The sequence below is a fragment of the Nocardioides sp. B-3 genome, from assembly GCF_024703895.1.
Taxonomy (GTDB): domain Bacteria; phylum Actinomycetota; class Actinomycetes; order Propionibacteriales; family Nocardioidaceae; genus Nocardioides.
The window spans coordinates 3,363,800-3,382,321 of sequence record NZ_CP087968.1 but is presented as its reverse complement, the minus strand read 5'-3'; the positions used below and the strand labels follow the sequence as shown (position 1 = coordinate 3,382,321).

Annotated in this window: 17 protein-coding genes, 1 other RNA gene and 7 pseudogenes; 15 read left to right on the top strand and 10 right to left on the bottom strand. The window is 70.1% G+C overall.

Translation table 11 applies throughout. From position 1 onward, the window contains the following. Positions 1-63 precede the first annotated feature (63 nt). The 4 genes and pseudogenes from LP418_RS22490 to LP418_RS22475 form a co-directional block, all read right to left on the bottom strand. Positions 64-408 (bottom strand): annotated as a pseudogene (locus LP418_RS22490) (bifunctional [glutamine synthetase] adenylyltransferase/[glutamine synthetase]-adenylyl-L-tyrosine phosphorylase); the annotation flags it as partial. Between the two features lie 445 nt (positions 409-853). Then, entirely contained in the window at positions 854-2,191 is a 1,338-nt protein-coding gene (locus LP418_RS22485; protein ID WP_257953750.1) for a glutamine synthetase family protein, read from the bottom strand. 61 nt (positions 2,192-2,252) lie between these two features. Then, entirely contained in the window at positions 2,253-2,774 is a 522-nt protein-coding gene (locus LP418_RS22480; RefSeq protein WP_257953749.1) for a hypothetical protein, read from the bottom strand. A 138-nt stretch (positions 2,775-2,912) separates the two neighbouring features. Then, positions 2,913-4,952: pseudogene (locus tag LP418_RS22475) on the bottom strand (NAD(+) synthase). A 155-nt stretch (positions 4,953-5,107) separates the two neighbouring features. Here LP418_RS22475 and LP418_RS22470 point away from each other — a divergent pair. The 10 genes and pseudogenes from LP418_RS22470 (at position 5,108) to LP418_RS22425 (ending at position 11,499) form a co-directional block, all read left to right on the top strand. Then, entirely contained in the window at positions 5,108-5,458 is a 351-nt protein-coding gene (locus LP418_RS22470) for a ribonuclease E inhibitor RraB (RefSeq protein WP_257953748.1), read from the top strand. 224 nt (positions 5,459-5,682) lie between these two features. After that, complete coding sequence (locus LP418_RS22465) at positions 5,683-6,024, top strand: hypothetical protein (RefSeq protein ID WP_257953747.1); 342 nt, start codon at positions 5,683-5,685, stop codon at positions 6,022-6,024. Positions 6,025-6,031: 7 nt separating this feature from the next. Continuing rightward, positions 6,032-6,937, top strand: a complete 906-nt coding sequence (locus LP418_RS22460) for a hypothetical protein (RefSeq protein ID WP_257953746.1) — start codon at positions 6,032-6,034, stop codon at positions 6,935-6,937. Next, positions 6,895-8,211, top strand: coding sequence for an alpha/beta hydrolase (locus LP418_RS22455; RefSeq protein WP_336276119.1), 1,317 nt, complete (start codon positions 6,895-6,897; stop codon positions 8,209-8,211). Before LP418_RS22460 ends, LP418_RS22455 begins: the two co-directional genes overlap by 43 nt. Before the next feature lie 38 nt (positions 8,212-8,249). Then, positions 8,250-8,759 carry a hypothetical protein gene (locus LP418_RS22450; protein WP_257953745.1) on the top strand — a complete coding sequence of 170 codons (510 nt, stop codon included), beginning with the start codon at positions 8,250-8,252 and terminating at the stop codon, positions 8,757-8,759. Next, positions 8,756-9,247, top strand: coding sequence for a hypothetical protein (locus LP418_RS22445; protein ID WP_257953744.1), 492 nt, complete (start codon positions 8,756-8,758; stop codon positions 9,245-9,247). Before LP418_RS22450 ends, LP418_RS22445 begins: the two co-directional genes overlap by 4 nt. Before the next feature lie 196 nt (positions 9,248-9,443). Next, positions 9,444-9,683 (top strand): annotated as a pseudogene (locus LP418_RS31350) (3-methyl-2-oxobutanoate hydroxymethyltransferase); the annotation flags it as partial. A gap of 70 nt (positions 9,684-9,753) precedes the next feature. Continuing rightward, positions 9,754-9,843 (top strand): annotated as a pseudogene (locus LP418_RS22435) (3-methyl-2-oxobutanoate hydroxymethyltransferase); the annotation flags it as partial. Positions 9,844-9,922: 79 nt separating this feature from the next. Next, a complete protein-coding gene (locus LP418_RS22430) occupies positions 9,923-10,312 on the top strand; it encodes a 3-methyl-2-oxobutanoate hydroxymethyltransferase (RefSeq protein WP_257957146.1) in 390 nt (129 codons plus the stop codon). Positions 10,313-10,350: 38 nt separating this feature from the next. Then, a complete protein-coding gene (locus LP418_RS22425) occupies positions 10,351-11,499 on the top strand; it encodes a PQQ-dependent sugar dehydrogenase (protein ID WP_257957145.1) in 1,149 nt (382 codons plus the stop codon). A gap of 4 nt (positions 11,500-11,503) precedes the next feature. Here LP418_RS22425 and LP418_RS22420 read toward each other — a convergent pair whose 3' ends face one another. Both LP418_RS22420 and LP418_RS22415 read right to left on the bottom strand, forming a co-directional pair. Next, the gene (locus tag LP418_RS22420) at positions 11,504-11,737 is read right to left on the bottom strand and encodes a hypothetical protein (protein ID WP_257953743.1); all 234 of its coding nucleotides are present in this window, start codon (positions 11,735-11,737) and stop codon (positions 11,504-11,506) included. A gap of 154 nt (positions 11,738-11,891) precedes the next feature. Beyond that, on the bottom strand, positions 11,892-12,272 hold the full coding sequence (locus tag LP418_RS22415) for a hypothetical protein (RefSeq protein WP_257953742.1): 381 nt from the start codon (positions 12,270-12,272) through the stop codon (positions 11,892-11,894). 93 nt (positions 12,273-12,365) lie between these two features. Here LP418_RS22415 and LP418_RS22410 point away from each other — a divergent pair, with 93 nt between their 5' ends. Next, a complete protein-coding gene (locus LP418_RS22410; protein WP_257953741.1) occupies positions 12,366-12,563 on the top strand; it encodes a hypothetical protein in 198 nt (65 codons plus the stop codon). 7 nt (positions 12,564-12,570) lie between these two features. On the opposite strand, the gene LP418_RS22405 is transcribed toward LP418_RS22410, so the two are convergent. After that, positions 12,571-12,795, bottom strand: a complete 225-nt coding sequence (locus tag LP418_RS22405) for a hypothetical protein (RefSeq protein WP_257953740.1) — start codon at positions 12,793-12,795, stop codon at positions 12,571-12,573. 24 nt (positions 12,796-12,819) lie between these two features. On the opposite strand from LP418_RS22405, the pseudogene map reads away from it, so the two are divergent. Further along, a pseudogene (map, locus tag LP418_RS22400) lies at positions 12,820-13,667 on the top strand (type I methionyl aminopeptidase). A gap of 129 nt (positions 13,668-13,796) precedes the next feature. Here map and LP418_RS22395 read toward each other — a convergent pair. Then, on the bottom strand, positions 13,797-14,666 hold the full coding sequence (locus tag LP418_RS22395; RefSeq protein ID WP_257953739.1) for a hypothetical protein: 870 nt from the start codon (positions 14,664-14,666) through the stop codon (positions 13,797-13,799). 87 nt (positions 14,667-14,753) lie between these two features. Between LP418_RS22395 and LP418_RS22390 the strand changes: the two genes are divergently transcribed. Together LP418_RS22390 and rnpB are read left to right on the top strand one after the other, a co-directional pair. Beyond that, positions 14,754-15,038: a hypothetical protein gene (locus LP418_RS22390; protein ID WP_257953738.1), complete on the top strand. Its 285-nt coding sequence runs from the start codon at positions 14,754-14,756 to the stop codon at positions 15,036-15,038. Between the two features lie 17 nt (positions 15,039-15,055). Then, positions 15,056-15,444, top strand: an RNA gene (gene rnpB / locus LP418_RS22385) — RNase P RNA component class A. A 16-nt stretch (positions 15,445-15,460) separates the two neighbouring features. Here rnpB and LP418_RS22380 read toward each other — a convergent pair. Next, positions 15,461-16,542, bottom strand: a pseudogene (locus LP418_RS22380) (ABC transporter ATP-binding protein). Positions 16,543-16,624: 82 nt separating this feature from the next. Next, positions 16,625-17,466: pseudogene (locus LP418_RS22375) on the bottom strand (class II fructose-bisphosphate aldolase). Positions 17,467-17,732: 266 nt separating this feature from the next. Here LP418_RS22375 and LP418_RS22370 point away from each other — a divergent pair. Next, complete coding sequence (locus tag LP418_RS22370; RefSeq protein WP_257953737.1) at positions 17,733-18,431, top strand: DeoR/GlpR family DNA-binding transcription regulator; 699 nt, start codon at positions 17,733-17,735, stop codon at positions 18,429-18,431. The last annotated feature ends 91 nt before the right edge of the window (positions 18,432-18,522 follow it).

Below are 18,522 nucleotides of genomic sequence, written 5' to 3'. Positions count from 1 at the left end.
GGGGGTCCGCACGAGCGGCCCGGAGGCGCCTTCCGGACGCAGGTTGGCGTCGACCGGCCAGATCGTCCCCTCGGCCGTGTGGTCCGAGCAGACCTGCATCAGCTGGGAGGCCAGCTGGGTCGCGGCGCGCAGCGCCACGCCCTCGTCCGCGCCATCCGCGGGCTCGAAGACGAAGATCACGTCCACGTCGGAGACGTAGTTGAGCTCGTGGCCACCGCACTTGCCCATCGCGATCACGGCGAGACGTGCGGCGGCGGCCGTCTCCCCCACCCGGGCGCGTGCCACGGCCGGGGCCGCCTCCGGGGTGCCGGCCGCCGGGTCGGCGATCTCGGCCGCCGCGTCGTCGACGGCGAGGTGGTGCGCCGGGTCGCGTGCGGCCAGCCGGAGCAGGATCCGCCGGTAGTCCACGCGCAGCGCGTCGACGGCCTGTGCGTCGGGCACGGTGGCCACCGGTTGGTCCGCAGCCGGGTCGGCACCGACGGCCTCGAGCAGCGCGGCGCGCGTACGGCGAACGCAGCGGGCCGGGTCGTGCCCAGTGTCGGGTCGGTCAGCTCGTGCCACTGCTCGGGGTGTCGCGCCGAGTGGGCCGAGAGTGCCTCGCTCGCGCCCGGGACGGAGCACAGGCGCATCGCCGTACCCTCGTCGTCGGCGAGCTCGCGCAACATTTCCTCGCGCCCCTCGACCGCGTCCGCGAGGCGCACCAGTCCGACGAGTGCCGCGTCGGGATCTGCCGAGGCGGCCAGCGGTGGTGCGAGCTCCGGGCCGGCCTCCCCCAGCCGCTCGATGCCCGTACGCGCGGCATCGCCGTCGAGGAAACCGAGCCGGACCAGGGGAGCCGGCGGTGGGGGTCACGTCAGATGACCGGCAGCATCCGGTCGCGCTCGAAGGCGGAGACACGGCCGCGGTACTCCTCCCACTCAGCGCGCTTGTTGCGCAGGAAGAAGTCGTAGACGTGCTCGCCCGGGGTCTCGGCCAGCAGCTCGGAGTTCTCGGCGATGCCGATCGCGTCCCACAGGCTCTTGGGAAGCGGCTCGATGCCGAGCGCCTTGCGCTCACGCTCCGTGAGCGACCAGACGTCGTCCTCGGCCTCGCGCGGCAGCTCGTAGCCCTCCTCGATGCCCTTCATGCCGGCCGCGAGGATGACCGCGAAGGCGAGGTAGGGGTTGCAGGCGGCGTCGATGGTGCGCAGCTCGACGCGAGTCGACTGACCCTTGTTGGGCTTGTACATCGGCACCCGGACCATGGCGCTGCGGTTGTTGTGGCCCCACGAGACGTAGGACGGTGCCTCGCCGCCGCCGAGCAGCCGCTTGTAGGAGTTGACCCACTGGTTGGTCACACAGGTGATCTCGCTGGCGTGGTGCAGGATCCCGGCGATGAAGGCTCGACCGGTCTTGGACAGCTGGTATTCGGAGCCCGCCTCGTAGAACGCATTGCGGTCGCCCTCGAAGAGCGAGACGTGGGTGTGCATCCCCGAGCCCGGGTGGGTGGTGAAGGGCTTGGGCATGAACGAGGCCCAGATGTCCCGGCTGAGCGCGACCTCACGGATGACCGTGCGGAAGGTCATGATGTTGTCGGCCGTGGAGAGCGCGTCGGCGTAGCGCAGGTCGATCTCCTGCTGGCCCGGACCGCCCTCGTGGTGACTGAACTCGACCGAGATGCCCATCGCCTCGAGCATCGAGATCGCCTCGCGACGGAAGTCGGAGCCCTTGGACTGCGCGGTGTGGTCGAAGAAGCCGCTGCGGTCGACCGGGCGCGGCTCCTCGCCCGGCTCGGGGTGGTCCTTGAAGAGGTAGAACTCGATCTCGGGGTGCGTGTAGAACGTGAAGCCCTTGTCGGCCGCGGCGCTCAGTGTCCGTTTGAGGACGTGGCGCGGGTCGGCGAAGGACGCGGAGCCGTCGGGCATCGCGATGTCGCAGAACATCCGCGCGGTCGCCGGTCCCTCGCCCCGCCACGGCAGGATCTGGAACGTCGACGGATCGGGCTTGAGGAGCATGTCCGCCTCGTAGACACGGGCCAGTCCCTCGATCGCCGAGCCGTCGAAGCCGATGCCCTCCTCGAAGGCCCCTTCGAGCTCGGCCGGGGCCACCGCCACGGACTTCAAGAAGCCCGGGACGTCGGTGAACCACAGCCGCACGAAGCGGACGTCACGCTCTTCGAGTGCGCGGAGTACGAAGTCTTCCTGCTTGCCCATGCGCACATCATGTCGCACCCGCCTGAACGAGCGGTGGCGGTGTCTGTGCCCGAGAGGCCTGTCAGCGGTAGACGTTGCAGGCCAGCACGTCGTCACTGACCAGCACGCCGTTGCGCACCCGCTCCATCGGCGTCAGGTAGGGCTCGGTGACCGGCGCCCGAGCGATCGCGCCCGGACGTCCGCGGTACCAGACCCGGCGGACCTTGACCGTGAGCGTGACCGCTTCGTTGACGGTCCCCGCCCAGCAACCACTGGCCCGGCTCTTGCCGCGCGCCTCCCGGAAGCCGATGGCGTCGCCGATGGCCTTGCCGGCATAACGCCACACGACCTGCGTGTCGGCCGGAACGCTGGAGGTGAGCCACGTCGGCTCGATCCGCACGCTCATGCCGGCCGTCTTGGCCGACGGCAGGGTGACGGTCACCGATCCACCGGCCACGGCTTCGGGCACCGAGGAGTAGCCGGGGTTGGCGCCGTCGTACGAGAAGAGCGTGACGACACAGCCCTCACACCGGGCAATCTTGAGGGTGAGGTCGGTGTCGAGCTCGATCGACGCGCTCCGGCACTGCGCTCGCGGGCGCGGCACCGATCAGGGACGTCATCAGGATCATCAGGGTGCTGATCAGCACACCGGTCAGGGGGCGGACCGGGAGACGGGACACAAGCAAACCTTCCGCTGTCAGGGGTGTTCAGAGTTACGACGCACGTGTCGCGCGGATAGTTGTCACTTCTCCGGCACCCAGTCCGGGTCGGCCAACCGGGCCGTCGCGGTCGCGTCGCTCGGCATCCGCCAGTCCCCGCGTGGGCTCATCGTGCCGCCCGCGCTGACCTTCGGCCCGTTCGGCAGCAGCGCTGCGCTTGAACTGGTTGGCGAAGAAGCGCTTGAGGAAGACCTCGAGCCGGGTCCGGACGTCGGCCGGGTCGTAGGCCACGTGCGCCTTCTCGGGGAAGCCGGGCGGCCACTCGCCCGCGGAGACGTCTCGCCGGGCGTGCCGGGCCGGGAACGCGATCTTGCGCGGACGGTATCCCCGCCGGACGACGTGGAAGAGCGCGAAGTCCTGCAGGTTGTAGGGGCCGACCATGTCCTCGGTCGCCTGCGGCTTCTTGCCCTCCTCGGTCGGGATCAGCTCGGGGGTGATCTCCTGCTCGAGGATCTCGGTGAGCACCGCGTTGGTGTCGTCGCTGAACTCGCCGTTGGTGATCACCCAGCGGATCAGGTGCTGCACGAGCGTCTTCGGCACGCCGGCGTTGACCGTGTAGTGCGACATCTGGTCGCCGACGCCGTAGGTGCACCAGCCCGGGGGCCAGCTCGGACAGGTCACCGGTGCCGACGACGATGCCGCCGCGGTGGTTGGCGAGGCGGAAGAGGTAGTCGTAGCGCAGTCCCGCCCGGACGTTCTCGAACGTGACGTCGTAGACCTTCTCGCCGTCGGAGTAGGGGTGGTCGAGGTCCTTGAGCATCTGCTCGGCGGCGGGCCTGATGTCGAGGGTCTCGAACGTCACGCCGAGCGCCCTGGCTCAGCCGGGTGGCATAGCTCTTCGTCTTCTCGCCGGTCGCGAAGCCGGGCATCGTGAAGGCGTGGATGTCGGTCCGCGGTCGGCCGAGCCGGTCCATGGCCTTGGCCGCCACGATCAGGGCGTGCGTCGAGTCGAGCCCGCCGCTCACACCGATGATCGCCTTCGGCGTACCGATGGCCTCCGGGCGGCGCTCCGGGCCGGACACCCGGATGTTGTAGGCCTCGTAGCAGTCGAGCGCGAGCCGCTCGGCGTCGTCGGGCACGAACGGGAAGCGGTCGACCTTGCGCACGAGCCCGATGTCGCCCTCCGGCGGGTCGAGCGCGAACTCGATGACCCGGAACTCCTCGTCGCCGCCGGCACCGCGCCGGTTGTCGTCGAAGCTGCCCTGCCGCAACCGCTCCTGCCGCAGCCGGTCGAGGTCGACGTCGACGACCGTGCGCACCGCGCCCTCGGGGAAGCGATCCCCCTCTGCCAGCAGGTCGCCACACTCGTAGACCAGCGTCTGGCCGTCCCAGCTCAGGTCGGTGGTCGACTCGCCCCGGCCTGCGGCCGCATAGAGGTACGCCGCATTGCACCGTGCGCTCGCACTGCGCACGAGCAGTCGGCGGTCCTCGGCCCGGGCCACGGTGATCGGGCTGCCGCTGAGGTTGACCAGCACGGTCGCGCCGTTGAGGGCTGCCTCCGCGCTGGGCGGGATCGGCACCCACATGTCCTCGCAGACCTCCGCGTGCAGCAGGAGTCCGTCGACGTCGGTGGCCGCGAAGATCAGGTCGGGTCCGAAGGGGATCTCCTCACCACCCGGGGTGAGGAACTGCCCGTGCTGGTCGTCGCCCGGGGCAGACCAGCGGCGCTCGTAGAACTCGCGGTAGTTCGGCAGGTGGGCCTTCGGAGCGATGCCCGGGATCTCGCCGCTGTGGATGACCACCGCACAGTTGTAGACGCGGTTGCCCTTCACCAGCGGTGCGCCGACGACGAGGACGGAGAGCAGGTCGGCACTGGCCTCGACCACCTCGGCCAGCGCCTCGCGCACCGCGTCGAGCAGCGGGTCCTGGAGGAACAGGTCGTCGATCGAGTAGCCGCTCAGCGCCAGCTCGGGGAACACCGCGACCGCGACGTGCTCCTCGGAGGCCGCCCTCGCCTGCTCGATGATGCGCTGGGCGTTGGTGGCGGGATCACCGATCGCCACCGGCAACGTGATGGCCGCGACCCGGGCGAAGCCTTGGGCATAGGCGGAGTAGAAGTCCACGGCGCCACTCTAGGGGCGGCTCGTCCTCCACCGCCGAGTCGGCGCAAGTTGCACACCGAGTCGGCGCAGGTTGACCCCGGGTCCGGCGACGCGGTCGGTCAGGGCAGGAGGTTGGCGCGACTTTCCACGGGCTCGCTTCGCCGTACGCTCGAAGCATGCCGATCGAACGTCCGCGCCCGCAGCAGCGTCGCATCGACACCGGGCACGCAGGAGACGACGCGCAGCTGACGCAGATGTCCGAGCAGATACATCTGGTGACGCCGCGGCGCTGGACGCACTTCCTGTTCTTCCCCGACGAGGCGACCACGCGCGCAGTCGGAGCCGAGCTCGAGTCGGAGTGGCAGGTCGACGTCCTCGCGGCGCCGGACGGCTCGGGCTGGACCCTGCAGCTGACGAAGGACTCGGTGCAGGTGTCCGCCCTCGCGGTCAAGCACGCCCGTCGGGACTTCAGCGCGCTGGCACAGGGCCGCGGTGGCGAGTACGACGGTTGGCGGGCCCGGCTCTAGCCGATTGTCCACAGGCGGAGGACGGCAGGTTTCGCGGCCCCCACAAACGGTGACTCTCTCCCCATGGACCCCGAAGATCTCGTCGCCGCTGATCCGATGATGCGGACCCTGCGGGAGCGGCACCCCGATGTGAACATCGTGCTGCTCCCCCGGTCGAGCCGATCCTCGACCAGCCGAGCGCGACTCCCGCGCAGTGCCGTGCCCTCCAGCAACACGCGGACACGGTGCTGGCGACGCTGAGCCGGGGCGTCGAGCACGAGCCGTCGGCTCGGGTGGACTACTGGTGGAGCCAGAACCATCCGGAGGTACGCCGCTGGGTGACCGCTGCCAGCTACTCCGACCTCGGCGACGCTGCGATCCCGATGCTGCGGGCCGTGGGCAACCTGCTCGTGCGACTCGGGTGGGAGCCGCGCCCTGCGGCCGACGGCAGTCCGCGGCTGCGCGGAGTCGCGGGACCGTTCGAGCTCATCGCCAGCGCAGCCGGGGACACCGTCTCGATCAACATCACCAGTGATCCGCTCCACATCCCGGCTGACCTCCACGACGACCTGCGAGTCGGCGCGTGAACACCCCATGAGCCTCTACCTCTACCTCGCCGCGCTGAGCCGGTCGGCCCGGGCCCGGGAGGACGCCGGCGAGACGATCCGCGGCTCGCGCAAGTCCCCGGCCGACATCGACGCCAGCCTGCTCGGTCCACGCGTCGCCACCGCCGCCCGGGCGTTCATCGACACCCGGCTGAGCGAGATCAAGACCCTCCAGACCACTGCCACCGACCACGGCGACGCTGCGCGAGGCCGGGCTCCCGGTCCGCCGGGCCGACACGGACGTCCTCGAACGAAGCCAGCAGCTGTTGATGTGGACCGACCGCAATGCCTCCCCGACGGCAGGCCCGTGATGACAACCATCATGCTGCCGGCGCACGTCTCCGCCGTCGACGAGCTGGACGCCACCGCCGATGCGTCCACCGTCACGACGGCCCTCCGCTCGACCGCCACCACCCTGTCCGACGTCTCCGAGTGGATGACCGCCCACGGCGCCCCGGCCGACTGGACAGGTGACGCCTCCGAGGCGGCCGCCCACGCGATGACCCGGGTCGCCGGGGCCACCGACGGCGCACGAGCCGCATTCGCCCGCGTCGCTGTCGCCTGCGACAGATACGTCGACCGGATCGTGGCGCTCACCGGCGTGCGGGACGGGCTCGCCGATCGCCGTACCCGAGTCAACGGCGACATCGACGCCCTCGCCCTGAAGATCGAGGCGGTCCACGGCCGACGACCTCGCGAGCCTGCAAGCACAGGCCGAAGCCCTGCAGGGCCGGGTCGACCGGCTCATCGAGGCCATCACGAGGCTCTGGGACGACGTGGAGTCGGCCGAGGACACGTTGATGGCGGCCTTCCGGGCCGTCGACAGCAGGGCAGAGGGGCGGGACGCCGCCGATCGCGACACCACCGGCATCGCCGCCCTGCGGGGCCGAGCTGACACGGCTCGGCGGCGACCCCGAGGCGATCAACCTCTGGTGGAACGACCTGACGCGGGCCGAGCGCGAGGCGCTCAAGATCTCCGACCCCGACCTGATCGGCAACACCAACGGCATCCCCACCGGTGATCGCGACGACGCCAACCGCACCTCGCTGGAGCGCGACCTCGACGACCTGCAGGCGAAGCAGGATGCCGGTGAGGAGCTGAGCACGGAGGAGCAGAAGCTGCTCGACCGGGCGAAGGCCGCCCGGGATTCCCCGGCCATCCCTGCGGCAGCCGACCCACCCGACACCGAGACGGACGTCAACCTCCTCGTCTACCAGCCCGGTGCCTTCGGCGGCGACGGAGCAGTCGCCGTCAGCTACGGCGACCCCGACACTGCCGACAACACGGCCGTCATCGTTCCGGGCATCACCAACGACGGCACCAACATCGCCGGGCAGGGCCGAGACGCCTACACCCTCCACCAGCAGGCAATCCGGAACGGCGAATCAGCCGCCACGATTGCTTGGATGGGCTACGACGCCCCGAGCTGGAACCCCGAGAACGCGCTTGACTGGCCGGGCGACGGCGTCGACATGGGCAGCGTGATCACCGAGGACAAGGCCGAAGCCGGTGGCAAGCTGCTGGCCGACTTCGTCGACGGCCTGCGGGCCACCGACACGATCGACGTCGAGAATGGCGACAACAAGTCCAACCTCACGGTCATCGGCCACAGCTATGGCTCGACCACGGCCGCGCACGCCGCGCACGACCACGGGCTCGACGCCGACGCCCTGACCCTGATCGGCAGCCCGGGAGCGGGTGGGGACGACGTCAACAGCGTGCGCGATCTCAACATGCCCGAGGGCAAGGTCTATGCCGGCGCCGCGGACAACGACTTCGTGTCATGGCTCGGCAGGGACGGCGATGTCGGGATGGGCAAGGACCCGACACAGGCCGACTTCGGCGCCAACGTCTTCTCCGTCGACCCGGGCGCGGAGTTCCATGCCGACGACATCGGTCAGGGCGTCACCAACCACACGTCCTACTTCGAGCCGGAGTCCCAGAGCCCGGCCAACCTCACCGACATCGTGCAGGGCGAGCAGCCCAACCTCACGGGCGGGCGGACCCGGGACGCCAATGACATGGCCACGGACTGGGTCAAGGACGAAGTGAAATATCAGATCGAGACGGAGATCGACACGACGGTGCAGGAAGCCAAGGATGTCTACAACGACGGCAAGGGCTGGGTCGACGACCGGGTGGACGATTTCAAGGACCTCTGGCCGTGACTCCGAGCGCCGCGAGACCGCGTCCTAAGGTGAAGCGCATGACTCGGATCCTGCTCGGTGTCCTGCTCGCTGCGCTGGCCACGGCGTGCACCTCCGGCAGCTCCACCGATCCGGGAGGCGGCGACAGCGATGCCGAGGTGTTCAAGACGCGGATGGATGCGTTCGTTCGCGACACGCTGCCGAAGCTCCAGACAGAGGTGGGCGGCGAGTGGGGCGGATACACCGCGAAGTTCTACGAGAAGGGCGGCAACACCGGCCAGTGGGAGTACTCCGCCGCCGGTGGCACCAGCAGGCCTCCCGGCACCGGCAAGGAGGTGCTCGACAAGGTCGAGGCAGTCCTGCGCGAGCAGGGGATGGAGATCACGCGCCCCGGCGTCACCTCGGACATCGCCGGTCGCAAGGACGGCATCATGGTCATCGTCCTGCGCGCCCTCGAGTCGGACGTCGAGTCCGTCTCGACACTGAAGGTGGAATTCCGCTCGGAGGACCGGCTCTCCTCGTCGGACGGCTTCGCCGAGAACGCCGGCCCCACGGAGCTGCTGAAGTGACTCGGACACCCGGGCCGCGCTCCGGGCTGAACGGCCTCGTCGGGATGCTGATCGTCGGGCTCGTTGCCGCACTGGCGGCAACCTGCAGCGGCAGGAACACCCCTGACGTGCCGAGCGAGGCTGAGACCTTCAAGGCCGAGATGGACACAGAGGCGGCACGTCTGTTGCCCGACCTCATGGAGGCCGTCGGTGGCCGACTCGGCGGGATGCAGGCGACCTACTACGAGCGGGGCGGCTTCGGCATCTGGGACTACGCCGCATCGGGCGGCATCCTCGACCCGGCTGCCTCGACGACCGATTCGCTTGCGGCGTCTGCGGCCGTGCTCGCGGACCACGGCTACACCGTGGAGACCGACGATGAGCAACGGCGGGTGAGGGGCGACAAGGGCGAGATTGTTGTCCCTGGTCGAGGCCTCACTGCTGAAGGGCGAATCGACCGGGCTCAACATCAGCATGGGCAACCTCGGCACCGTCAGCGAGGGAGATGACTACGCCGAGAACGCGCCGCCGGCCGACTATCTCGCGTTCGTCGTCGATCCCCAGTACGCCAGCCGCTGAGGCCACTGAGGTCTGGGCGGCGGGACCGTGAGCACCACCACAGGGCGCAGACCCACGCTCGGGTCTAGCCTGATCACGTCCGTGGACTCCGACCGGGAGCCGCGAGATGTCTGGAGGAGATCACCCATGACCGAAGAGACCGCGCCGTACGGCGCCGGCAGCAAGCCCGCAACCACGGGGACCGACGCTCCCCCGTCGATCAAGAAGATCCGCACCCATCACCTCAGGGAGATGAAGGAGCGTGGCGAGAAGATCACGATGCTGACGGCCTACGACATGTACACCGCGCAGACCTTCGACGAGGCCGGCATCGAGCTCCTCCCGGTCGGCGACTCCGCCTCCAACAACGTCTACGGCAACGAGACCTCCCTGCCGGTGACGGTCGACGAGCTCCTCCCTCTGACCCGCGCGGTGGCCCGCAGCGTCACCCCGCGCGATGGTGGTCGGCGACCTGCCCTTCGGCAGCTACCGGGCCTCGCCCGAGCAGGGCTACCTCACCGCCGTGCGCTTCATGAAGGAAGCCGGCGCGCACTGCATCAAGCTCGAGGGCGGCGCCGAGATGGCACCGGTGATCGCCAAGTGCGTCCCGGGGCGGCATCCCCGTGATGGCGCACATCGGTTTCACCCCGCAGTCCGAGCACACCCTCGGCGGCTACCGCGTCCGGGGCCGCGGCGAGGGCAGCGACCGGATCATCGCCGACGCGCACGCCGTACAGGACGCGGGCGCGTTCGCCGTCGTGATGGAGATGGTGCCCGGCGACGTCGCCGAGCGGATCTCCAAGGAGCTCACGATCCCCACGATCGGCATCGGCGCCGGCAACGGCTGCGACGGCCGAGTGCTGGTGTGGCAGGACGCCTTCGGTCTGCGCACCGGCCGGATGGCCAAGTTCGTCAAGCAGTACGCCGACGTGCACTCCGTGCTCCTGGACGCGGCCGGGGCCTATGCGGACGACGTGCGGGCGGGCACGTTCCCGGGCGCGGAGCACACCTTCTAGCCCCAAGGCCACCGCGAGGGCGGCGTAGCGTCGGGGTCATGCCCTCACGTCGCGTCGTCCTCGTGCTGTCCTTCCTGCTCGGCCTGTCGCCATTGGCGGCCGGCGCGCCGATCGCGGCACAGGACTCGTCGGTGGCAGCCGTCGAGCTCCGGGTGCGCACCGTGGTCGCCGGTCTGGAGAACCCGTGGGACGTCCAGCCCATCGGCGGCGGCGGGCTGCTGGTCACGGAGCGGGACAGGGCCCGGCTCAGCGTGGTTCGTGACGGCACGCGGCACACCGTCCGCTTCCCCCGCGCCCACGTGTGGGTCTCCGGCGAGACAGGCCTGATGTCGCTCGCGGTGGATCCGGAGTTCGCGGAGACGAGACGCTTCTGGACCTGCCGGGGGTGGCAGAGCAAGGGCCGTCACGACATCCGGGTGTCGAAGTGGAAGCTGACCCCCAGCGAGCGGCGGGCCCGGCTCGTGCGACACATCGTGACCGGCCTGCCGACCACGAGCGGTCGCCATGGTGGGTGCCGGTTGCTCCTCGATGCCCGCACGCCGGCCCTCCTCGTCGGCACCGGCGACGCCGCCGACCCGGCAAACCCGCGCAACCTCACCTCGCTCGGCGGCAAGGTGCTGCGCGTCCACCGCCGGACGGGGACCGTGATGCCGGCCAACCCGTTCGGCAACACGACCGACCCGCGCCAACGCCTGATCTACACCTACGGCCACCGCAACGTGCAGGGCCTCGCGCAGCGCCCGTCCGACGGCGCCATCGTCAGCGTCGAGCACGGGACCTATCGCGACGACGAGGTCAACGCGCTCTCCCCCGGCGCCGACTTCGGCTGGAACCCCGGACCCGGCTACGACGAGAGCGTCCCGATGACCGACCAGTCGCTGCCCGGCCAGCAGACCCACGCGATCTGGAGCTCGGGCGACCCCACCATCGCGACGTCCGGTGCCGCGTGGACGTCCGGCTCCCGCTGGGGTGCGTACGGCGAAGCGCTGGCCGTCGCCGCGCTCGCCGGCGAGCGCCTGCTGCTCATGCGGTTCGACGAGTCACTCGGGCTGGTCGACGTCACCGCGCCTGCGGTCATGCGGCGCTACGGCCGGTTGCGGTCGGTGACCTCGTTGCCCAACGGCGACCTGCTGGTCACGACGAGCAACGGCAGCAACGACCGGGTCCTGCGCGTCTCGCCCCGTTGAGCAATCAGGCGGACGTCCAGCCGAGCCAGCGGGCACCGGCCATCACGACCGCGAACCAGCCGATGGCGAGCAGGACTGCCAGCACCAGCACGGCCACCGGCCGGCGGACGAACCAGCGGCATCCCTGAACCAGCGCCACCACCCAGACGAGCATCAGCAGCGCAACGACACCCCACGGTGCCCGGATGACCGTGGGGGTGGCGGCGAACAGGAAGAACACGGATGCGATGCCGATCATCCCCGCGAATGCCCACGGCGAGGCATCGTCTCGTCGTCCCTGCGGGGCCTCTGGGGATCGATCTGGCATCGGCGGGTGTGACACGCGGCGCACCGTACACGAGTGACAGGGCTTGACCGTCCCGGCAAGATCGGGGCTTCAGCCATTCACGGCTCTATGAGGAGACACATCCAATGAGCGAGACCCCGACCACGCCCACCACGCCGACGCCGGCCGCACCGGCCGCACCGGCCGCGCCGGCTTCAGCCTCGGCCGCGACCACGAGCAGCACCACCCCGGCGGCTGCCAAGAAGGCCCCGGCCAAGAAGGCCCCGGCCAAGAAGGCTCCGGCCGCGAAGAAGGCTCCCGCCACCAAGACCGCCGCCAAGAAGGCCCCGGCGAAGAAGGCACCGGCCGCGAAGAAGACTCCCGCCACCAAGACCGCCGCCAAGAAGGCCCCGGCGAAGAAGGCACCGGCCGCCAAGGCTCCCGCCAAGATCGCCGCCGCCACTCCCCCGGCGAGCACGCCGCGCCGTACGCCCGTCGCTCGCGCCACCGCCGCCGGCACGCAGGCCGTCGACTCGGCCCCGGCCGCCCAGAAGATCGCGCAGGAGACCGCCGAGCGCGTCGCCCGCGAGGTCGCGAGCGCGTGGCCGACGAGGTCCGCAAGGCGATCGCGGACGTCACCGCGACGATGGAGAAGAACTCACGCAAGGCCGCCAAGGCGACCCGGGCCGTGCTCGATCAGGCCACGAAGGCGAGCAAGCTCGCCACCAGCAAGGCGCCGTCGAAGTCGGCCAAGGCCAAGGCCAAGGCCAAGAAGAGCAAGAAGAAGTCGAAGAAGTAACCCGACGTCAGTTGTCCGGGGTCCCGTCGGCAAGTCCGTCGCCGGACCCCGGACCGTCGTCGTTCCACTTGGGATCGTTGTCCCACTCCTCGTTGCGCTCCTCGACCTTGTCGAGGGCGCGAGCCGCTTCGTCGGCGGAGGCATAGGGACCGAGACGGTCCTGGTTGCGGCAACCGTCGACACCTTCAACGGTGTGGTGGGTGAGGCAGAACCAGTACTCACTGTCGCTCATGAGCAAGAAACTACACTCGCCTCCGTGAGTCCAGTAGCCCCCGCCGTCATCTCCCCGCGTCGAGCCGTGCCCGCGCACATCGTGCGCCCGGAGTACGTCGACCAGCCCTCCCCACGCCCTTCACCGGTTCCGAGGTCAAGGACGCGGAGACCATCGAGAAGATGCGGATCGCCGGCCGGCTGGCCGCGCAGGCGCGAGAGCTGGTGGGTGCCGCCGTTGCACCCGGCGTCACCACCGACGAGCTGGACCGCATCGGTCACGAGTTCCTCTGCGACCACGGCGCCTACCCCTCGACGCTCGGCTACAAGGGCTTCCCCAAGTCGCTGTGCTCCAGCGTCAACGAGGTCATCTGCCACGGCATCCCCGACGGCACCGTCGTCCGGGACGGCGACATCGTCAACATCGACATCACCGCCTTCATCCACGGCGTCCACGGCGACACCAACGCCACCTTCCCGGCCGGCGACGTCGACGAGGAGTCGCGGCTGCTCGTCGAGCGCACCAAGGAGTCGCTCGAGCGGGCGATCAAGGCCGTCAAGCCGGGGCGCCGGGTCAACATCATCGGGCGCGTCATCGAGGCCTATGCCGCGCGCTTCGGCTACGGCGTCGTGCGCGACTTCACCGGACACGGGATCGGCACCAGCTTCCACTCCGGCCCGGTGATCCCGCACTTCGACTCCGAGCACCACGCCGACGAGATCCGCGTCGGGATGACCTTCACGATCGAGCCGATGCTCAACCTCGGCACGCCGGACTGGACGATGTGGGACGACGACTGGACGGTCGTGACGCGCGACCTCAAGCGCAGCGCGCAGTTCGAGCACACCCTCCTCGTCACCGCCGACGGTGCCGAGGTCCTCACGAACCCCTGACGGGCGTTCCCACCGCCCGGGCAACCACCGCGGCGCGGCTGCGCACACCGGACTTGGCGAAGATCGACTTGAGGTGCTCCCTGGACGGTCGACTCGGCGATCGAGAGGCTCTGGGCGGCTTCGCGGGTGTCATGGCCCACCGCCAGCTCGTCGAGCACGCGGCCCTCCTGCTGCGAGAACCCGTGGCTCCCGGCGAAGAGGTCGATCCGGTCCTCCGGTGTCGTTCGCGAGATCGTGACGGCGATCTCGGCGCCGAACCACGCCGCCTCGAGGGTGAGCCAGCAGCCCTGCCCCCGGGTGGACGCGCGATCGCGCCGGCGGGTCGCCATCGGTGGGCTGTGCGAGCAGCTGCGCTGCCACGTTGTACGCCGCAGCCGGCACCGGCGGTCCCTCGTGGGGCAGCAGCTTGGCGAGGAACTCCTCGGTCGCCGACGTTGCCCGCTGGACGACGAGCGAGGGCTGGAGGATCAGCACCGCCGGGCCATCGGGCCCCGTTCGGGCGTCGTCGACGAAACCCTCGGCCGCGAGCCCGCGGGCCATGCGCGTGAGCCGCGGGGCGCTCGCCGTCAGGGTCGCCACCTCCTGCTCGCCGAAGGATCCGCCGATCCGCCACAGGTCGATGAAGGACCAGAGGCCGTACCGGTCCCCGAGCACGAGCGAGGCCACGTCCGTGACGCCGTACGTCGACAGCACCGCGACCCGGGGATCGTCCTCGCCCTCGTCGCACCCGGCCCGGGTCGCGACCGGTCCCGGCATGCTCCGCCAGTGGTTGCGCGTGCTGAGGTACTTGCTGCGGATCAGCTCCGGGAGCCGGGACAGGTCTGGCACCTCGGCCAACGGGTCTGCGCCCACTGCCGTCTCCGGGTCGGTCATGATCCACGCATAGGCGTCGAACGGCACACATCGGCGTACTGCATCGAGGATCGCGGCCCGACGCTCGCGGCCACGGCTCGACCCACGCGCCACGATGTCCAGCGCACGTTCGAGGGCGGAGTCCACGCGCTCACCGTAGCCCTCGTCGTGCCCGTGCCGAGTCCCCAGATTCCTGGTATTCCGGAGCGTTCGAGGTCGCCCTAGCGTCGTTCCATGACCACGACGACCCTTCACATCGAACACCCGATCAGCGACACGGCGACCCGGACGGCCGCCTTCTCCGGGTTCGCCGAGCACCGCCGCCGGGCCGGCGTGCTCGCAGAGCGGATCCTGCAGCCCGACGACGACCCGGCCTACATCGTCGTTGACCTCGACTTCGCCGATGCCAAGGCGGCCCGGGCGTTCCGGACCTTCCTCGAGCAGCGGGTGTGGGCCGACCCGGCCTCGTCGCCCGGACTGCGCGGGACGCCGATTGCGCGCGTGTTGGTGCAGACCTGACAGACTGTCCCTGCGAATGGGCTGGCCGGGCGACCGCGTTCCGCCGCACGGCAACGTGCGGTGGGCCGAGGAAGGTCCGGGCTCCACAGGGCAGGGTGATGGTTAACGGCCATCCGGGGCAACCCCGCGGGACAGTGCCACAGAAAACAGACCGCCTGTCATCGCTTCGGCGAAGGCAGGTAAGGGTGAAACGGTGGGGTAAGAGCCCACCAGCGTGCCGGGCGACCGGTGCGGCTAGGTAAACCCCACCCGGAGCAAGATCAGACAGTGTGCGTTCGAGGGCGGCCCCGCCCGAGTGCACGGGTAGATCGCTGGAGGGAGTCGGCAACGGCTCTCGTAGATGGATGGTCGCCCCGCCCGGTTTCGGCCGGGCGGACAGAACCCGGCCTACAGGCCAGCCCATTCGCCACCCCCTCACCCCCTCACTTCACGAGGCGATCGCCGCTGGCGGTGTCGAAGACGTGGACGCGCGCTGGGTCGGTCGTCACGTGAACGGTCTGCCCCTTCTGGTGGCCCTGCCGGCCGTCGACTCGCACCACGACCCGGTCGGGCGTTCCCGCGACCCCGCAAGTGCCGTAGATGAAGGCATCGGCTCCGAGCTCCTCGACCACGTTCACCGTGACCGGCAGACCGCCGGACTCCGCCCGCACGAGACGCCGGGCCTCCGGTCTCACGCCCGGGGTGACCGCCCCGCTGGCGCGGGCTGCGACCGCGCGGTCGATCGGCACCGTGTGGCCCGCGATGGTGGCTCTCCCCTCCTCGAGCTGCGCCGACATCAGGTTCATGGCGGGTGAGCCGATGAACCCCGCGACGAACAGGTTCACGGGCTCGTCGTAGAGGCGAAGGGGCGTGTCGGCCTGCTGGAGGATGCCGTCCTTGAGCACGGCGACGCGGTCCCCCATCGTCATCGCCTCCCACGGTCGTGCGTCACGTACACGGTGGTGACGCCGAGTCGCTGCTGGAGTGCGGCGATCTGTGTGCGCGTCGAGACGCGCAGCTTGGCGTCGAGGTTCGACAAGGGCTCGTCCATGCAGAAGACACAGGGTTGGCGAACGATGGCGCGTCCCATCGCCACACGCTGCCGCTGACCCCCGGAGAGCGCCTTGGGTCGCCGGTCCGGGTAGTCCTCGAGGTCCAGCAGGCGCGCCGCCTCGCGGACCCGTCGTGTTCGCTCCTCCTTGCCGATCTTCGCCAACCTCAGTGAGAAGCCCATGTTGTCGGCGACGGTCATGTGGGGGTAGAGGGCGTAGTTCTGGAAGACCATGGCGATGTCACGATCCTTCGGGGGAACAGCGGTCACGTCGCGGTCGCCGATGTGGATGGAGCCGTGCGTCACCTCCTCCGGGCCGGCGAGCATGCGCAGGCTGGTGGACTTTCCGCATCCGGAGGGACCGACCAGCACCATGAACTCACCGTCCGCGATCTCGAGGTTGAGGTCGTCGACGGCCGGCCGATCCGCCCCTGCGTAGAGCCGTTGCGCATCCCGGTAGGTCACGGTAGCCACGGCGTCACTCCTTCCCCGGCGGTTGCAGGCCGGACCTTCGGTGGGTGTTGGGTCTGGGTGGGTGCTGGCACGGGACTCCTCCTCATCGGCCGAGCGAGAGCGTCATCAAGGAGGCTGCGACGATCTCGGCCATGGCGTCGCGGGCCGGACCGACGTAACGACGTGGGTCCACCATGGTGGAGTCGGCTGCCGGGGACCTGCGCACCTGCGAGGTGAAGGCCACGTTGAGCGCAGTACCGACGTTGACCTTGACGATCCCGGCGGACACAGCCTGTTGGAGGGTCTCGTCCGGAACTCCCGAAGAGCCATGCAGCACCAGCGGCACCGGGACTGCGGCGTGCAGTCGCCGGATCAGCCCGAGGTCCGGGACAGCTGTGCGGTCGGTCATCGCGTGCGAGCTCCCCACGGCGACCGCCAGTGCGTCGACGCCGGTCCCTGCCACGAAGCGCTCGGCCTCGTCGGGATCGGTGCGGGCGGTCGGTGCATGCGCGCCGTCCTTGCCCCCACCTCCCCGAGCTCGGCCTCCACCCACAGGCCGTGGGCGTGGGCCCAGTGGCAGGCGTCCTGCGTCAGCCGGACGTTCTCCTCCCACGGCAACGTGCTGCCATCCACCATCACCGAGCCGAAGTGGTTGTCGGCGGCCTGCCGCAACAGCTCGGGACTCTGCACGTGGTCGAGGTGCAGAGCCGGGTCCGCGCTCGACGAGCGCGCCGGGGCTGCGCACGCCTCGGCCAGCGGGGTGAGCTGCCCGCCATGGAACCGGACGGCGTTCTCGCTCACCCGGATGATGGCCACCCGACCGGCGGCCTCGGCGCCCGCGGCGATCGCGGCCGCGTGCTCTATCCCGATCGCGTTGTAGGCACCGACGCAGCTCCGTTCCGCCGCGGCCCGGGTCACGAGGGCTTCCGTGGGGATCAGCGGCATCGGTCCTCCCCGGGCGAGACTGTCTCCGAGCAGAAACCATTGCGGATATGCGCACGATCGGTCGCAACATTTGCGCAGGTGAGCAGGTAGAGTGAGCGATGTTGTCCCGCAATCTCGGGCAGCGGACCCACAGCACAGGAGGAGCGGCCACGCCATGACAGACCCTGCGGACGTCGAGGACAACAGCACGTCGGGGAGCCGCCTGCGCAGAGCCGATCGACTCGCCGCCATCATCGAGCGACTCTCCTCCGACCGGTCCCCCGGGCGTGACGGACCCGGCCGACCTCTTCGGGGTCTCGCAAGCGACGCTTCGGCGCGACCTGCAGGTGCTGGCCGAGCAGGGCATGGTCCAGCGGATCCACGGGGGCGTCCCGGCGCCGGGGGCCTCCCACGAGCTGCCGGTGCGCTACCGCGACGCGCAGCACAAGGAGCAGAAGCAGCGCATCGCCCTCGAGGCAAACCGGCGGATCCCCGACGGGCCCATCGCTGTCGGGCTCACGGGCGGCACCACGACCAGCGAGGTGGCCAGTCTGCTCAAGGACCGCAGCAACCTCACGGTGATCACCAATGCGCTCAACATCGCTGCCGACCTCGCCATCTCGCCACGCATCAAGCTGGTGGTCACCGGTGGCGTGAGTCGCCCGCAGTCCTACGAGCTCGTCGGCCAGTGGGCCGAGCACACACTGCGCGGACTCAACGTCGGCATCGCCATCGTGGGCACCGACGGCATCAGCGCCGACGGCGGCCTGACCACGCACGACGAGGTGGAGGCCCAGACGAACGCCACCCTCATCGGGCGCGCGAAGCGGACCATCGTCGTCGCGGACGGGTCGAAGGTCGGCCGGGTGCTGCTGGCCCGCATCGCCGGGCTCGAGGAGGTCGACGAGCTGGTCACCGACGAGTCGGCCGATCCGGTCGCCCCGGACGCCATCCGCGCCGCAGGCGTCAAGGTGACCGTGGTCTGAGGCCCGGGATCTCGCCCGCCGACTCTCCTCGACCATGGGTGCCGGGGCACGGAGCTGGGCTGCCAGATCGGCAGGGGCGGCTGTCATCAGG

What these genes read in the sequence shown, in the direction of transcription:
- LP418_RS22485 (WP_257953750.1), bottom strand. Translation starts at nt 2,191, where the DNA reads ATGGGCAAGCAGGAAGACTTCGTACTCCGCGCACTCGAAGAGCGTGAC.
- LP418_RS22470 (WP_257953748.1), top strand. Translation starts at nt 5,108, where the DNA reads ATGCCGATCGAACGTCCGCGCCCGCAGCAGCGTCGCATCGACACCGGG.
- LP418_RS22460 (WP_257953746.1), top strand. Translation starts at nt 6,032, where the DNA reads ATGAGCCTCTACCTCTACCTCGCCGCGCTGAGCCGGTCGGCCCGGGCC.
- LP418_RS22450 (WP_257953745.1), top strand. Translation starts at nt 8,250, where the DNA reads ATGACTCGGATCCTGCTCGGTGTCCTGCTCGCTGCGCTGGCCACGGCG.
- LP418_RS22430 (WP_257957146.1), top strand. Translation starts at nt 9,923, where the DNA reads ATGGCGCACATCGGTTTCACCCCGCAGTCCGAGCACACCCTCGGCGGC.
- LP418_RS22425 (WP_257957145.1), top strand. Translation starts at nt 10,351, where the DNA reads ATGCCCTCACGTCGCGTCGTCCTCGTGCTGTCCTTCCTGCTCGGCCTG.
- LP418_RS22420 (WP_257953743.1), bottom strand. Translation starts at nt 11,737, where the DNA reads ATGATCGGCATCGCATCCGTGTTCTTCCTGTTCGCCGCCACCCCCACG.
- LP418_RS22405 (WP_257953740.1), bottom strand. Translation starts at nt 12,795, where the DNA reads ATGAGCGACAGTGAGTACTGGTTCTGCCTCACCCACCACACCGTTGAA.
- LP418_RS22390 (WP_257953738.1), top strand. Translation starts at nt 14,754, where the DNA reads ATGACCACGACGACCCTTCACATCGAACACCCGATCAGCGACACGGCG.